Annotated in this window: 10 protein-coding genes and 1 tRNA gene; 2 read left to right on the top strand and 9 right to left on the bottom strand. The window is 68.0% G+C overall.

Annotated elements, in window-relative coordinates; translation table 11 throughout:
- Positions 1-69 precede the first annotated feature (69 nt).
- Positions 70-1,686 carry a TolC family outer membrane protein gene (locus JOE48_RS10565; RefSeq protein WP_210029677.1) on the bottom strand — a complete coding sequence of 539 codons (1,617 nt, stop codon included), beginning with the start codon at positions 1,684-1,686 and terminating at the stop codon, positions 70-72.
- Between the two features lie 1,509 nt (positions 1,687-3,195).
- On the bottom strand, positions 3,196-5,148 hold the full coding sequence (locus JOE48_RS10555) for a putative bifunctional diguanylate cyclase/phosphodiesterase (protein ID WP_409518630.1): 1,953 nt from the start codon (positions 5,146-5,148) through the stop codon (positions 3,196-3,198).
- Positions 5,149-5,416: 268 nt separating this feature from the next.
- On the opposite strand from JOE48_RS10555, the gene JOE48_RS10550 reads away from it, so the two are divergent.
- Positions 5,417-6,484: a spore photoproduct lyase family protein gene (locus tag JOE48_RS10550; protein WP_210029672.1), complete on the top strand. Its 1,068-nt coding sequence runs from the start codon at positions 5,417-5,419 to the stop codon at positions 6,482-6,484.
- A gap of 50 nt (positions 6,485-6,534) precedes the next feature.
- Positions 6,535-6,993 carry a nucleoside deaminase gene (locus JOE48_RS10545; protein WP_210029670.1) on the top strand — a complete coding sequence of 153 codons (459 nt, stop codon included), beginning with the start codon at positions 6,535-6,537 and terminating at the stop codon, positions 6,991-6,993.
- 4 nt (positions 6,994-6,997) lie between these two features.
- On the opposite strand, the gene JOE48_RS10540 is transcribed toward JOE48_RS10545, so the two are convergent.
- From JOE48_RS10540 to JOE48_RS10510, 7 genes are all read right to left on the bottom strand, one after another.
- Positions 6,998-7,321, bottom strand: coding sequence for an ETC complex I subunit (locus JOE48_RS10540; protein WP_210029669.1), 324 nt, complete (start codon positions 7,319-7,321; stop codon positions 6,998-7,000).
- Between the two features lie 13 nt (positions 7,322-7,334).
- Positions 7,335-7,411, bottom strand: a tRNA-Pro gene (locus JOE48_RS10535).
- Between the two features lie 378 nt (positions 7,412-7,789).
- On the bottom strand, positions 7,790-9,121 hold the full coding sequence (locus JOE48_RS10530) for a UDP-glucose/GDP-mannose dehydrogenase family protein (RefSeq protein WP_210029668.1): 1,332 nt from the start codon (positions 9,119-9,121) through the stop codon (positions 7,790-7,792).
- A 64-nt stretch (positions 9,122-9,185) separates the two neighbouring features.
- A complete protein-coding gene (locus tag JOE48_RS30245; protein WP_210029667.1) occupies positions 9,186-10,457 on the bottom strand; it encodes an O-antigen ligase in 1,272 nt (423 codons plus the stop codon).
- Positions 10,454-11,929 carry a polysaccharide biosynthesis/export family protein gene (locus JOE48_RS10520; protein WP_210029666.1) on the bottom strand — a complete coding sequence of 492 codons (1,476 nt, stop codon included), beginning with the start codon at positions 11,927-11,929 and terminating at the stop codon, positions 10,454-10,456. The genes JOE48_RS30245 and JOE48_RS10520 overlap by 4 nt, the downstream gene beginning before the upstream one ends.
- 59 nt (positions 11,930-11,988) lie before the next feature.
- Positions 11,989-13,164, bottom strand: coding sequence for an acyltransferase family protein (locus JOE48_RS10515; RefSeq protein WP_210029665.1), 1,176 nt, complete (start codon positions 13,162-13,164; stop codon positions 11,989-11,991).
- Complete coding sequence (locus JOE48_RS10510; RefSeq protein WP_210029664.1) at positions 13,161-15,548, bottom strand: Wzz/FepE/Etk N-terminal domain-containing protein; 2,388 nt, start codon at positions 15,546-15,548, stop codon at positions 13,161-13,163. Before JOE48_RS10510 ends, JOE48_RS10515 begins: the two co-directional genes overlap by 4 nt.
- Between the last annotated feature and the right edge of the window lie 149 nt (positions 15,549-15,697).

Genomic DNA, 15,697 nt, shown 5'->3' with positions numbered 1-15,697 from the left:
TTCAATCAGTATTCCATGCCATTTCGTTGCGGCAAGCGCGCCCGCACCACACTCCCCGTGGAAAAGACCTCAGCGCCCGTCCGGCGTGCGCAGGCCGAACCACAAATCCTTGACCTGATCGTAATGGACCTTGGCGCTGTAGTACTCGACCGGCAGGGCGGTGAACCGCGCCGTCAGCTGTCCGATCGCCTGAACCACCCCGTAGGAAAAGATCACGCGATCGCGCTGGGCGACGATCAGATTCACGCGCGAGGTCAGGAGCTCCTGCTGCGCGTTGAGCACGTCGAGGGTCGTGCGCTGGCCGACACGCGCTTCCTCGCGCACGCCGTTCAGCGCCACCTCGTTGGCCTGGACCTGGGCCTGCGCGGCGATGACCTGGGCCTTCGCGGCCTCCAGTCGGCCCCAGAAATCGACGATCTGCGCCCGGACCTGGTCGCGTGCCTGGTCGACCTGGATGCGGTTCTGGCCGACCGTCTCCTTGGCCTGGCGGATCGACGCGTAGACCTGGCCGCCCTCGTAGATCGGGATCCTGAGCTGGCCGCCGACGAATCCGACGAAGAAGCTCTGGTTCGGGCCACTCGAATCGTAGTATTGGGTAAGTGTGCCTGTCAAATTCAGCTGCGGCGCAAGCTGCCCTTCCAGTACCTTCACTTGTGCCTCGGCGGCATCGACAGCGTGCATGGCCGACACGATCTGCGGATGCTCGCGCAAGCCGATGGCAATGGCCGCATCCAGTGTTCGCGGTACGAATCGGTCCAACGGCCGGCCCGGAGCTAATTGGCGCGGTTCCACGCCGATATTCTGACGATAGATGCCGATGCTCGTGCGCAGGGCCGACTCAGCCGCGCTGACCTGCGAGCGTGCTCCGGCTAGGCGGGCTTCCGCCTGCGCAACGTCCGTGCGCGTGACCTCACCGACGTTGAACCGGTCGCGCGTCTGTCGAAGCTGCTCCTCCAGAACCTCGACATTGTTCCGGTTCAGCTCGAGCGTGGCCGTGTTGCTGAGCACGTTCATGTAGGATTGAACGGCGTTGTAGAGGACCGTCAGCTCCGTGAAGCGCAGGATCTCGCGCTGGCTGTAGACGGTCGACTCGGCACGCCGGGTCGTGTTGTCGGTCTGGAATCCGTTGAAGATCGTTTGCGAGATGCTCAGGCCCGCGCTGCTCGGAAGGTAGGTCGATGCCACCGTCCGTCGCGACGTGATCGTCTGCGCCGTCGTCGCGTTCGACGCCGCAGAGCCGAGCGAGGAACCGCCCCCGCTCGCTGTCGTGCCCGACGTGAGTCCTGACGTTAGGCCGGAACCCAACGTTCCGGCGGCTCCGAGACCGGTCGTGGTGCTCAGCCCGGACCCGAGACCCGTCGATGTGCCGAGAGTGGAGGCGGCATTGGCGGTGTTGCCCAGGGCCGATGCGGTTCCAGTCGAGGTCGCTGAACTCGCCGAAGAGTTGGGCACGGAGATGGAGCTGCTGCCCTGGGTCTCCAGGTACTGGACGCCAATCGCAGCGTTGACATTGACCTGCGGCCGGTAGCCGGATTGCGCGATCGCGACGTTCTCGTCGATCGCGCGCACGCCGGCACGGCTCGCGTTGAGGCTCGGGTTGCCCTGATAGGCCTTCGCGAGTGCGCTCTCCAACGTCTCGGCGGTAGCCGGAGCCGTTGCTAAGATCGCGAGCCCGGACGCCACCATTCCGACCCCGCGGAATGATGGGCGACTCGCTGGCGGACGTCGTTTCACGATGAACAAGCCCTTCCGGCCTCTTCCGATCCGGATGTCTGCGACGAAAACAGCCAAGGCATGGCGTTCCGTTGGGATCCGATTAAGCCCACCCCACCGTCACGCTTAACGCAAATCGAGCGTCTTGGCTCGCGTCGGCTGCCCGATGGCCTCTGAAAGTGTGCGGTTGGGGCATTAAGGTGACAGGTCTCAGACGGGGCGCCGGGCCGCCCTTTTGCGGCGGCGAGCCTCCCTACGAAAGCGCTTTTTCGGTGGCGGCGCGCGGCTTCAATGGCCGCGTCGTGCGATGGAGGCCGGGGCTGGCGCGCATCCGGATGCTCCGCGCTCCGGGACCGGCGCGACACCACACGACGGATCGCCGCCATGCTCAATAGCGATCCTCGGCCGGCACCCCGGCGCCCGGTTCGGCCTCGGGGGCGTCGTTCGGGCGAGCCGAATCGCGCGCTGGGCGGGGTCTCGCCGCCCGTGGCGGCGTGGCGGGCACCTTCGGCTTCGCGAGCGTCCCGGGCGGTCCCATCTTGCCGGGCGGCCCCGGGGGGCCGGGTGGTCCGTGAGGTCCTTGCGGACCGCGGGCACCGGGCGCACCCGCCGGACCCGCCGGGCCGACCTCACCTGCCGGGCCCGGAGTGCCTGCCAGGCCGGGAGCGCCTGTCGGGCCCGCCGGACCGGCTGCCCCGACCAACCCGGGGGGGCCTGCCGGGCCCGCCGGACCGATCTCTCCGGCAGCGCCGGCCGGTCCGGGATCGCCGCGCGCGCCATCGGCGCCGGGGGGGCCGGGCGGTCCCATGGTGCCCGGTTCGCCTCGTTGGCCGGGCTCTCCTCTCTCCCCGCGCGGCCCTGCCGGTCCGACAAGCCCGGCCGCCTGCGGCCCCATCTGACCACAGCCGGCGATGACGACATCGCGGGACTGGCGCGGGGTGCGGAGCGTCGCGATACAGGTCGCCGGATGGTAGACGACGCGGAACTCAAAGTAGCCGCGGCCGTCTGTTCGCTGCGGAAACTTATCGTCCAGGGTAATCTCTGTATCGGGGTCGTCGGCATACCCGATGATCCAGAGATCCCCACCGGTAATCTTCGCGGCCTCGATGCGCATATCGGCCCGTGCGGAGACAGGACAGGCGGCTGCTGCAATCATCAGCGAATAAAGGGCGCGGCGTGTGCGCAAGGCGCGCATGACGAGTCCTGCAATCAGTCCGGCAGTCACACTACCGTCGGGTTTGATTAAGCATTCTCATGCGGATGGAATGCAATGTGAAAAAAGCGAATCCCGCGGCTTATAGGTACATATTCGATATTCGGGTGGGGGATTAGCCCTATCAACGATAGGAACACATCTGGTGTGCAGGCCGCACTTCCCTGGCGCGGATGGCAACGCCACCGCGATGCGGATGGAGGGGCAAGGCGGCCATCTTGGCCCGCGGCGGCGTGGTCCCGATGATCCTCGGCGCGACCGGGCAACGGTCAGGCCGCCTCGGTCCGAGCGACGAGCAGCGTGGGTTCCAAGGCGCGCACCGACATCGGTCGGCCGAGGTGATAGCCCTGGAGGAACGGACATCCCATCGCCTGCAGGATGTGGAGATCCTCGGCGGATTCGACGCCCTCGGCGACGACCTCGAGCCCGAGCAGCCGGCCAAGGCCCAGCACGGCGAGAACCAGCCCGTGCTTGTCCTCGCAGGTCCCAAGCCCGGTGACGAAGCTCCGGTCGATCTTGATTCGATCGGCTCGGAGCTGGCGCAGCGATGAGAGCGACGAGTAGCCGATGCCGAAATCGTCCAGGGCCACCCGGATACCGGCCCGCGACAGGGCCTGCAGCTTGCTTTGCACCGCCCCGATATCGAGCGCGGTCTCCTCGGTGATCTCGATCTCCAGCATGGCGGGCGGCAGGTCGAGGAGGCTCAGCCGCTCAATGACGATCTCGTCAACCGGAACCTGCGCCATCTCCCGCGGGGAGATGTTCATCGCCACGCGGACGGTGCCGAGTCCCCGGCTGCGCAGGATCTGCATCATCGCGCAGACCTGCTCGAGGATGGTGCGGAGCAGCGATTCGGTCAGGCCGACAGACGCGGCCGCCGCGATCAGGTCCGGCGGCGCGATCCAGCCGAGCCGGGGATGCTGCCAACGCACCAGGGCTTCCAACCCCACCAGCGTATGCGCATCCAGGGCGTAGATCGGCTGAAACCAAACCTCCAGGGCGTTCTCGGCCAGCGCCTGGGAGAGATCGCGTTCCAGGTCGCGGCGCATCTGCAGGCGGTCACGCAATCCGGCATCGAAGGTGCGGAACTGGCTCGGGCCGGACGCCTTTGCGGCATACAGCGCTTCGTCGGCGCAGCTCAGCATCTCGGTCAGGCTCGGTTCGGGTCCGGCATGGATGCCGATGCTGACCCCGAGCCGGCCCGCATCGAAGCCCGCAAACGGCAGGCCGACCGCCGCGATGAGGCGCTCCGCCAGCACGTCGTGGGACGTCCCGGAAACGGTGTGGTCGTACAGAACCGCGAACTCGTCGCCGCCGAGGCGGGCGGCGAGACCGGTCTCCGGCGCGGCGGCGCGCAACCGGCGGGCGACCTCGATCAGCACATGATCGCCGGCTTTGTGCCCGTAGACGTCGTTGACGAACTTGAAGCCGTCGAGGTCGAGCAGCAGCAGGCTGTGCGCGCCGGCCGCGAGCCGGTCTTCCGCCTGCTGGATGAAGCCGGCCCGGTTCAGCAGGCCGGTCAGGTCGTCGTGCGTGGCGCGCCAGCGCATCTCGTCGACGAGGGCGCTCGCGCTCGCATGGGCCTCGGCGCGCGAGCGCGCCAGCGCGGTGGCCTCGTTCTTGAGCCGGCTCGCCTCGCGGAACCCGGCCTCGCTGCGGAAGGCGGTGTGGGTCAGGGCGAGGAAATAGAGCAGCACGCAGGCCGCCAGGCAGGTCCGGTCGAAGTCCCCGGCAACGATGAGGCAGCCGGTCACCGACAGCAGCGGGAGCAGGATGAAGCTGACCGGGATGCGAGCGTACGCCGTCCCGTGGGTCACGGCTCCGGCCGTGACGCCGCAGGTCACGCCGAGGTAGAACAATGCCTGCGGGGTGGTGTAGCCCTCGCAGAGCAAAGGCTGGCAGGCCCAGACCGAGCCGGACAGGAACGCCGCGGCGGCGTTGGCGCGCAGGTGCCGCTCGACCGAGCGCGCGGCCGCCTCGGCCATGCGCGGCGGCATGTCGGCCGTGAGGGACAAGCCGAGGCAGGGCGCGCGGCAGACCGCGATGCGCAGCAGGTTGACGCCGGTCGAGGCCGCAAACCAGAGGGCTCCCGCAGACCCGTGATCGCTTCGGAACGCGACCAGCAGGCTCGCCAGCCCGAGCAGCATGTTGATGGGGATCGCCGTCAGGACGCTGCCGCGCATGGCTTCGAGCTGGTCCCGACGGACCAGCGCGTCGCGCATCGATCCCGCAGGTCCGACGCCCTCGCCGGGGCCGGATGTCTCCGGACCGGATCTCTTCTGGTCCTGACCGATCATCGCGTGTCCACTGAGAGGCGCGTGAGGATTGCCAGGGAATCGTAAGATATCGTTGAAGATCGGCCGGGAAGCCGAGATCTCCCTGATCTGAACCGGTCTTGCGGTTGATCGAGGCGTCAGGCCGCAAGCCATGTCAGTCCGGCTGCCGAACACCATATCGATTCGCGCGCCACTTCAGGCGCCCGGACCCGCCATGGCACTGACCCGCGATCTTCTCGACATCCGGACGATCTACCACGAGCCCGCGGTCGAGGCGTTTCCCGTCGGGCAGCAGATCCTCGCGCGCTACCCCGAGGCGGAGCGCATCGCGGTGCCGTCCCACTGGAACATTCCGGACCTGCACGGGAATGCCGGGTCCGTGGAGGATTGGGTCCGGATCAAGCGCTCGACGCTCGTTCTCGGCGTGAAGAAGAGCCTGACGATGCGCCCGAACGGGCGCAGCGCCCATTTCATCGCGCCCTCCACCTCCAACGGCTGCGCCATGGCCTGCGCGTATTGCTACGTGCCGCGCCGCAAGGGCTTCGCGAACCCGATCTCGTTGTTCGTGAACGTCGAGCAGGCCTGCGCGGCCATCGCCCGGCATGCCGGGCGACAGGGACCCCTGTCCGAGCCCGACGCGATCGATCCGGACTTCTGGATCTACGACATCGGCGAGAACGGCGATCTTTCGGTGGACGCGGCCGTCAGCAGCGGCGTGCGCAGCATGGTCGGGCTGTTCCGATCCCTGCCGAACGCGAAAGCTTCCTTCGCCACCAAGGCGGTGAATCGCGAGCTTCTGGATTACGATCCGCAAGGCAAGACTCGGATCCGCTTCTCGCTCATGCCGGCCAAGATCGCCAAGATCGTCGACGTACGCACCGCCGCGATTTCGGAACGGATCTCCGCCATCGATGACTTCATCGCCGCCGGCTACGAGGTCCACGCCAATTTCTCGCCCGTGATCCTCTACGAGGGCTGGGAGGCCGATTGGCGGGCGCTGTTCGCCGAGATCGACGGCACGCTGTCGGACGCCGCCAAGGCGCAGCTCAAATGCGAGATCATCATGCTGACCCACAACGCGGATCTGCACGCCGTGAACCTGGGCTGGCATCCCCGTGCCGAGGATCTGCTCTGGCGGCCGGATATCCAGGAGGCGAAGGTCTCGGAGGGCGGCGGCACGAACCTGCGCTACCGGGCCGGTTGGAAGGGCCAATGGCTCGCCCGGTTCAAGACCCTGCTCGCCGAGACCATGCCGTACTGCACGGTGCGCTACGCCTTCTGAACTCCGGGGCCGCGCGCGGCGTTGGGGCGCCGGCGGAGGAGTTCGGATCCATGTCCATGCACGAGGCTTATATCCGCGAGGCGGTGGCGCTTGCCGAGGCGAATGTCGCGGCCGGCGGCTCACCCTACGGGGCGGTGATCGTCCGCGACGGCGCCGTGCTCGTGCGCGCGGCCAACAATGTGCACGCGACCAACGACCCGAGTGCCCATGCCGAGATGGTGGCGTTGCGCGAGGCGAGCCAGATCCTGGGCCGTCGCGACCTGTCCGATTGCGTGATGTACGCGAGCGGCCGCCCATGCCCGATGTGCCATGCCGCCATGCGGCTCGCGGGCTTCAAGCAGGGCTATTTCGCCTTCTCGGCCGAAGAGGCCGAACAATACGGCGCCGGCAGCGCCGCGATCTACGCCGAATTATGCCAGCCGCTCGAGACGCAGCCGATGCAGCTGAGCCAGATCCGGCCGGCCGGCGCAGCGCCCTATGCCGCGTGGCAGGCGCGCCGGGGCGCCTGACGCGTCAGTGAGTCCAGGGCGCGGTACGGTTGAATTTGAAATTGTCGGAGTAGGACAGGCCCTTGCGCAGGGCCGGCTTTGCCGGCTGCTCGACCCGGTAGGCGACGCCCTCGCGCTTCGCGTAGGCCACGGCCTCGTCCTCGGTGTCGAATTCCAGCCGCACCTGCTGCATCATGTCGGAGGACCCGTTCCAACCCATGAGCGGATCGATCTCGCGCGGGCTGGTCCGATCGAACTCCAGGATCCACTGCTTGGTCCGGGCGAGGCCCGACTGCGTGGCATCCCGAGATGGACGGAAGATCCGGGCGCTCGGCATCTGACGCGACATGCTCCTGAATAAATGGTCGGGGCGATAGGATTCGAACCTACGACCCCCTGGTCCCAAACCAGGTGCGCTACCAGACTGCGCCACACCCCGACACCCCAGCGAGGGGTTCAGATCCCTAGCGTCTCGGCCGCCGGCCCGCAAGGCAGCCGAGATGGTCCGGCACGTCAACCGGGCCGTCGCTCGAGAGGCGGAGGCCAGGACGCGACCCGGCCCAGCAGACCCGGCGCTTGATTGTCGCGAAGAGGCCGAACGCTCTCGAGTCCTGGCCGCACGTCCCAACGGGCCAGCGCCATTCCGATCAGGATGAGCGCGCAGCCGATGAGGAACAGCCAGCCGGCCACCCCGCCCCGCAGGTCCGCGCCGGTCGGCGGGGAGCGAGGGGCCTCGCGCCATCCGGCACACCGCGCGCGGCGTTGCACCCGGGCGGTCCGCCCCTCGGCGTATGGCGCGGCGGGCTCCGACACCAGCCTACGCCTTGTCCGGCTCGGACGTGCCGGGATCGGTCCCGATGCCCCGGTAGGAAAAGCCCTTCGCGCGGACATCCTGCGAACGGTAGATGTTGCGCAGATCGACCATGACCGGCGTGTTCATGATCCGGGCGAGGCGACCGAGATCCAGGGCCCGGAAGGCGTTCCACTCGGTGACGATGACCAGGGCGTCGGCGCCCTCAGCGCAGGCATAGGCATCCTCGGCATAGGTCACCTCCGGCATCAGCGCGCGGGCCTGCGCCATGCCCTCCGGATCGTAGGCCACGATCCGCGCGCCGGCATCCTGCAGCCCGGCCACGATCGCCAGCGAGGGCGCGTCGCGCATGTCGTCGGTGTCGGGCTTGAACGTCAGCCCGAGCAGCGCCACCGTCTTGCCCCGCACCGAGCCGCCGCAGGCCTTGATCACCTTGCGGGCCATGGCGCGCTTGCGCTGGTCGTTGACCGCCACCACGGTCTCGACCAGCCGCAGCGGCGTGCCGGCATCCTGGGCGGTCTTGACCAGCGCCAGCGTGTCCTTGGGAAAGCACGAGCCGCCATAGCCCGGCCCGGCATGCAGGAACTTGGCGCCGATGCGCTTGTCCAGGCCGATGCCGCGGGCGACCTGCTGGACGTCGGCCCCGACCGCCTCGCACAGGTCGGCGACCTCGTTGATGAAGGTGATCTTGGCGGCCAGGAACGCGTTGGCGGCGTACTTGGTCAGTTCGGCGGTGCGCCGGTCGGTGACCAGGATCGGCGCCTGATTGAGGTAGAGCGGCCGGTAGACCTCGCGCATCACCGCCTCGGCGCGGGCATCCTGGGTGCCGACCACGATCCGGTCGGGCCGCTTGAAGTCGGCGATCGCCGCGCCCTCGCGCAGGAATTCGGGGTTCGACGCCACCGAGACCTCCGCGGCCGGGTTGGCCTCCCGGATGATCCGCTCGACCTCGTCGCCCGTGCCCACCGGCACCGTCGACTTGGTGCAGACCACCGTATAGCCGCGCAGCGCCGGGGCGATTTCCCGGGCGACCGCGTGGACGAAGCTCAGGTCGGCGAAGCCGTCGCCGCGGCGCGACGGCGTGCCCACCGCGATGAACACCGCATCGGCATCGGAGGCCGCGGCCGCCAGGTCGGTGGTGAAGATCAGCCGCTCCTGCCGCACGTTCTCGGCGACCAGCGCGTCGAGGCCCGGCTCGTAGATCGGCATGCGGCCGGCCTTGAGCGCGGCGATCTTGTCGGCGTCCTTGTCGACGCAGACGACGCTGTGACCGAAATCCGCGAAGCACGCCCCGGAGACGAGCCCGACATAGCCTGAGCCGACGATCGTGATCTTCATCTGGATCTCCTTGGTTGAAACCGAGTCGGGGTGACGGGTGAGGCGCTGCGGTGGCTCGATCCGCTCAAGCGGGCACGGCGACGAGCGCGCGATGGGGTTTCGGCCGGGTGCGCGCCTGAGCCCGCGCGGCGATCCCCGGCATGAGGTCGGGCAGGAGCGCGACGAGCATGACCAGCGCGAACATCTCGACGCCCGATCCTTCGGACCACATGTAGGCCGCGATCGGGATCAGGATGATGAGCATGCAACGCGGGTAAGCGGTCTGCCCGTTCGCGCGGTACAGGGTGATGCTGTCCATCGTCGTCAGGTAGAGTGTTCTCAGCATCGGTATCAGCATGAAGGTCATGCCGAAGATGCCGTGCTCGGCAAGTACTCTCCAGAATTCATTATGCGCGACGCCGGTCAGAAACTTCGGATAGTTCGCGAAATGGCTCCGGGCGTAGTTCGCGGTCGATTCCATCCCCGAGCCGAAGATCGGATTGTCGTTGAACAGCTGGGTCGCGACCTGGATGCCGAGCTTCCGCTGGGCATCGCTCAAGGAAGCGGGGATACCGCCCTGGAGAATGTACAGCGGATCATTGCGCGCATCCGAACCCGCGAAGATGCTGTCGATGCGGCGGAAGACGTAGCCGTCGAGCAGGACATCGCCGGCGATGACGACGACGAGGCCGGCGCAGACCGCCAGCGCGAAGCCGCGCAGGCTGTTCAGGTCGAGGTAGACGGCCAGACTGATCAGGAAGAAGGCCGGAAGCGCCTTGCGCTCTCCCGACATCAGGATGAGCACGCACAGGAGCGCCCAGATCGCGGCCGTGAGCGCGTTGCGCGGCAGGACCTTGAGCACGATCCCGACGCCGACGCAGGCCGGCAGGAAGATGAACAGCGACTTCGGGTCCCCGAGCCGCTTCCAATCGGTCAGATAGCCGTTCGCCACGTGCCACGCGACGTTGACCGCGACGATGCAGGCCATGATTGCGAGGGCAAAGACGTAGTGCCGGCGCGTGAGAGCGGCGGGGTTCACATTCAGCAGCACGACGCCGAACGACACGAGGATCATGACCTGGATCGCCCGACGCAGGCCGTAGAGGAAGTCGTTCTCCAGGCAGCTCGGCACCGTGCAGACAAGATAGAAGACGATCATCAGGAGCAGGCCCGTGCTGATCTTGAAGTGCGCCAGGCTCTTGCTCGCGAGGCAGGGCACCGTGATCGACATGATCAGGATGTCGAACGGCTTCAGGCTGCCCAGCGGCGTGTTGGCCGTAAGCCCGCTGAAGAGCCCGGCCAGCGCCAGCACTAGGCCGGCCGCCACGGCTCGCTCCATCAGGGACGGTGCCGTCACCGGACGGCCCCGGCGCCACGCTCGCCCGGCGGCTTACCTGGGGTGGCCCGAACCGGTGGCCGGCCCGACTCGTTGGCCGCGACGGTGGCGCCGCGCGTGCCGTCCTTCTGCTCGACATTCCCCGCGGGCTGATCGGCCTGCGAAGTCGGCTTGTCATTGGAGAAGTTCGTCTGAGGGGGGAGCGGCGGGACCAGCTCGGCTTCCAGCGACACCTCCAGCACGTCGCCGGGCAGCAGTTCGGTATCGTCCCGGGCCGGGCGGCGCACCCGCCCCCCCGTCGCACTGCGCCGCGAGATCTTGAGATCGGGCTCCGCGCCCTTGCCGCGGACGAGCTGCGACTTGACGAGGCCGGTATAGACCAGCTTGTCCCCGACGGCCTCCAGCTTGTTGCGCAACGCGGCAATCTTGGAGACCGAGTTCTGGAGATCCTGCGTCAGGTCCATCTGGCGCTTGTCGGACGTCCTCTGGAGGTTGCGCCGGGCGTCCTCGCGATCCTTCTTCACCTGCTCGATCTGATTCTGCGTCTGGAGCGCGCGGGTGGAGGAGAGCAGCATGGACCGCCTTGCATCGGTCAGCCGGGTGATCGGCACCGCTCCGCGCTGGAACAGCTCGCGGATTCGCTCGTAATCGGAGGCGTCGAGGTCGGCGCCCTCCTTCTCGTTCTTCTGCTGCTCCGTCAGAACCGTCAGGTTGTGGTCGGACTGCACGATGGCGCGCTCGAAGAAGTCGCGCTCCTTCTGGTAGTCGGCGTTGCGGACCTTCATCTGCTCCGCCTCGAGGCGGATGATCTGCTGCACGGCTGCGGGACGCAGCGGGGTGCCGCGGACGTCGAAACCGCCCAGATCGGCCTGCCCCTTCAGCTCAGCCTCCAGGCGCGCGATGCGGCTCTGCTCGCGCACCAAGTCCATCCAGAGCGTGTCGTAATCGCTCTTCATGTCGGCGGTATCGAGGAACGGATTGCTGAGCCGGAACCGCATGATGTCGTACCCGCCGGCCAGGGTGATGGCCTGGCTCACCAGGATGCCTGGACGGAACGCGATCTCGCCGGGACGCGCCACGTCACCGCTTATGTAGATCGGGCGATACTCCGCGATCGTGACAGTCACGTCGTCGGGCTCGATCGTCTGCACCGTGTCCCGTCCGTCGAGCGTGCGCTGCTTGAGCACCTTCCGCGACAGCGCCGTGCAGATCTGCCCGCGCAGCTCCTGCAGGGTCAGGCCCGCCGCCGTGACGGGTCCCGCCAGATGAAGCTGGACGTCGCCGTCGAGCCCAACCACAACGCGCTGTTTCAGGTCCGACATGCCGACGACGTTGATCTCCAGGACGTCTCCGGGCTCCATCCGGTGCGCCGCCGACGCGCTGGAGGCCGGCCGGGTCGGCGCGGTCGCTGGGTCGGCCAAGCTCTGCCCGGAGACCACCATGGTCGCGAGCACAACCGTCAGACCGAGCCATCTCGCGCTGCGTTCACGCATGGTTGCTGTCCTCGTCTGGGGTGCGGCGTCCGCCACGATCATTCCGGGCATCGTCGCTCTCATCGCCCGGCCGGCCTGTCCGACGCGCGGGCGCGGATCGGCACGGCCGTGCCGATCCGCAGCGCTGACAGGCGCCGCAGGTCCGGGGCGCCCTGCGGAAACAGCAGGCGCCGCAACCGCGGGAATTCGGCCAGGAGGCGGGCCATTGCGAAAGCGAGCGCTAGGGTGAGTGCGAACAGCACCAGCCCCATGCCGATATCGCCAGAGGCAATGCCGAGCTTCCGGCTCACGGTGAGCAGCCCAATGTAGATCGGCTGGTGGAACAGATAGATCTCGAGTGAGTGCCGCCCGAGATCCGCGAAGATGACTTGCGTCGCAGCGAGCCCGCACACGGTCAGGCCCGAGAACAGGACGATCAGCTGAGCGGCATCCGCCGCAAGCAGCCGGACGGGCTCGGCGATCGAGGGGACTTCCAGCTTGCCCAGCGAGAACAGCGGCGCTGAGGGTGATGCGCCGAAGACGGGTCCCGCATGGCGGTAGAGAACGGCAAGGAGGGCCGCGACGAGCAGCGCCGGCCCGACCTGCCGGAGGGGGATTCGGAACCCGCCGCTCTGCAGCGCATGCGCGACGAGACCGGGGAAGAGCATATAGGCGACGATCGGCCATCCGAGCGGCGTCACCTGAAGCCAGGCCGCAGGCAGCAGCCCGACACACAGATGCGCCGCGAACGCCAGGACGAGCAGCAGGCGCAGGGACGGCATCGCCGCGGCGCCGAGAAGCTTCAGGGTGAAGCGCAGGCCGATCAGCGCCGGCAGGAACCAGAGGATCTGCAGGCCGGTGACCCGCTCAAAAACCGGTACGCTCATCGCGAAGGCGGCGTAGGGGACGCCCAGGACGGCCTCGCCCGGGCTTCGGCCGCTGAAGAGGGCGAACAGGCCCGCGTAAAGCGTGCAGAAGACCACCATGGGCCAGCCGTAACGGACCAAGCCGTCGGCCCAGCCGAGCCGGCTCCATTCGCCCCGCGGCCGGAGGAACGGCAGCAACAGGAACATCGCCACGTGGACAAGGTAGAGACCGCCCCGCGCCTCCCCGGCCACGGCCTCGAAGGTATGGTTGTGCCCGGCCACGATGAGCGCGATGAAGACACCCTTGAAAGCGTCAAGCCGCGCCGCATCGGACGACCGGCCGCCGTACGGGCTGACCGTCGGACTCGGAGAGACGGGTGACGGGATCATGAGGCTTCGCCGCCGTGCCGGGTGGGATTGGTCTGGGCGGGCGGGACATGTCCGGCAACGCCGCGTTGCTCGCGACGCCGCGGCGCCGGGCGGCCGCGGCGCAGCGAGGCGAGCATCCGCGGGATCGCGTTACGCCAAGTCGGAACAGGCTGCGCCGCCAGCTCAGGCTCGGAACGCTGCAGGTAGGCGCCGTATCGGCTACCGCGATTCGCATCGATCTGCTTGAGGAAGCGGGGATCGATGCGGTTGAGAACGACACCCAGGAGCTTGTCGCGGATGACACGGTTCGCGGCGAGTTCGGCCCGGACAACATCCTGTGTCGTCTGCCCCCATTCCGCGACCAGGAGGAACCGGTCGATCAGCCGGTTCGCCGCGCGCACGTCGACCACCGGCACGAGAGGCGGAAGGTCGATCAGGACGTAGTCGAACGCCTCGCGCGTCCAGGCGAGCACCTGCGCCAAGCCCGAGGCCGGGATCAGCTCGGCCATGTGTCGACCGCCCTCGTAGGCGCCGACCGGAAGGAAATGCATCCCGGTGTCGGGGCACTGCCAGAGCACATCCGCGACGGGCACCTCGCCGCGGAGCACCTCGACCAGGGCCGGGGCGCCAGCCTCGCTGACGCCGAGGGTGAGCGCCCGGCGGCGCAGATCGCCGTCGATCAGCAGCACGCGGTGCCCGCCATGGGCGATCAGCCGCGCGAGGTTCAGCGCGATCGTGCTCTTGCCCTCGCCGGGCAGCGTGGAAGTTATGCCGATGATCTGTGCCTGGTCGCCGGATTCGACGTCGATGGCGACCCGGATCGAGCGCAGCGTCTCGGTGAACAGCGAGGTCGGCTCGATCACCGAGTAGCGCTCGATCAGCGTGCTGCAGCGGATCTGGCGCTCGTCCGTGCAGGGGACCGCGGGCAGGCGCGGGCTCTTTCCGCCCGGGATTTCGGTCAGGAGGCCCAGGCACTCGGCCCCGGTAGCGGCCTCGATCTGATCCGGCCGGCGGATCACCCGGTCCGTGGCCTCCCGCAGGAAGGCGACGCCGAGACCTGCCATCAGGCCGAGCACGCCGGACACGGCCAGGACGATCACGGTGCGCGGCTCGGATTTGCCGGAGGGAGGAAAGGCAGCCGTGATGATCCGGGCGTCCGTGGTCGGCAGCAGCGCCTGCTGGCTGGCCTCCATGAATTTCGTCAGCATGCTGTCGTAGAGGCCCTTGTAGCTCTGGGCCGAGCTCTCCAGCTCCCGCAAACCGACCGCCTTGAGGTCCGTGTCGGCCGACACCTTCAGCATGTGGCCCAGATTGGTCTGGATCGCCTCCTCGCGCGCCTTCGCCACCTCAAACTCGCCGCGATAGACCTCGGCGAGCCGCCGCAGCTCGTCCTCGAAGGCGCGCTGGGCCTGCTTGAGCGAGTTGCGCAGGCTCTCGGAGGCGGAGTTGTCGCGGCCGAAGCGCCGGGACCAATCCTGCTCGCGGGCCGTGAGGTCGACGATCTGCTGCCGCAGGCGGCCCAGCACATCGCTCTTCAAGCTGTCGATCGTGGTGGCGTCGGGCATCCCGTCCTTGAGCGCCCGTTGCGCCCATTCGAGCCGCACATGCGTCTCGGCGGTCAGACCGCGCGCGGTGGTGAGCTGCGTGCTGAGTTCGGCAAGCTGCTGATCGCTGATCAGGCCGCGCCCGATCGTGACGAGATTGTTGTCCGCCTTGAACGACTGGACCGCCCGATCCGCCGCGAAGGTCTGCTCGCGAAGTTCCGCGATGCGATCCTGAAGCCAGACGGTGGCACGCCGCGTCGTCTCGCGCTTGGCGTCGAGCTCGCCCGCGATGTACCCGGCCGCCACGCCGTTGGCGATGCGCGCCGCCAGCTGCGGCGTCCGCGCGGAGAAGCTGATCTCGATGACGTAGGTGATGCCGAGGCGGTTGATCTTCAGGTTGTTCCCGAAGCGGCTCAAGGCTTCGCGCAGGCGATCCTCCGAGGTGGGACGCGATTCGTTGCCGAGCAGACGGGCGATTCGCGCCGTGATCATGCTGCCGAGACCCGTGGATTTCGGCATGAAGTCGGGATCGTCGAGGAGCTTGAGGTCGCGGATCACCGATCGCGCCAGGTTCTCGGAGCGGATGACTTCGACTTGGCTCTCCACCGAGGCGGCGTCGAAGGTGTCGCTTGAGACGACCGATTGCTGCGGCGAGAACAGCTGCGCCCGCCGCGTGTCGATGAGCATCCGCGCGGTGGATTGGTAGACCGGCGCAGCCATCAGCGCATAGCAGGCACCGGCGCCCGTGCAGATGATCAAGGCCAGCGCGAGAACTCGCCAGTGCCGCCGAAGGATACGTGACAGTTCGAGCAGGTTGAACTGCCGGGCCGAGAGTTCAGCCGGCTCTACGTGCATGGCCATCAGGGGTTCTCTGGGCGCGCTCGCTCGTGGAACACCGCTTTACGCCGCTGGGCGCGAACATTCCGCGGCTCGGAAGTGCACGTTTCGAAGTTAGGCTGTGCAGTGCGGCAGCGTGTTGACAAAAGTCATGTGGCGGCGCCGAAGCCCAG

Source organism: Methylobacterium sp. PvR107, assembly GCF_017833295.1.
Classification (GTDB): Bacteria; Pseudomonadota; Alphaproteobacteria; order Rhizobiales; family Beijerinckiaceae; genus Methylobacterium.
The sequence above is the reverse complement of the archived record's forward strand: the minus strand, read 5'-3'. Positions and strand labels throughout refer to the sequence as shown.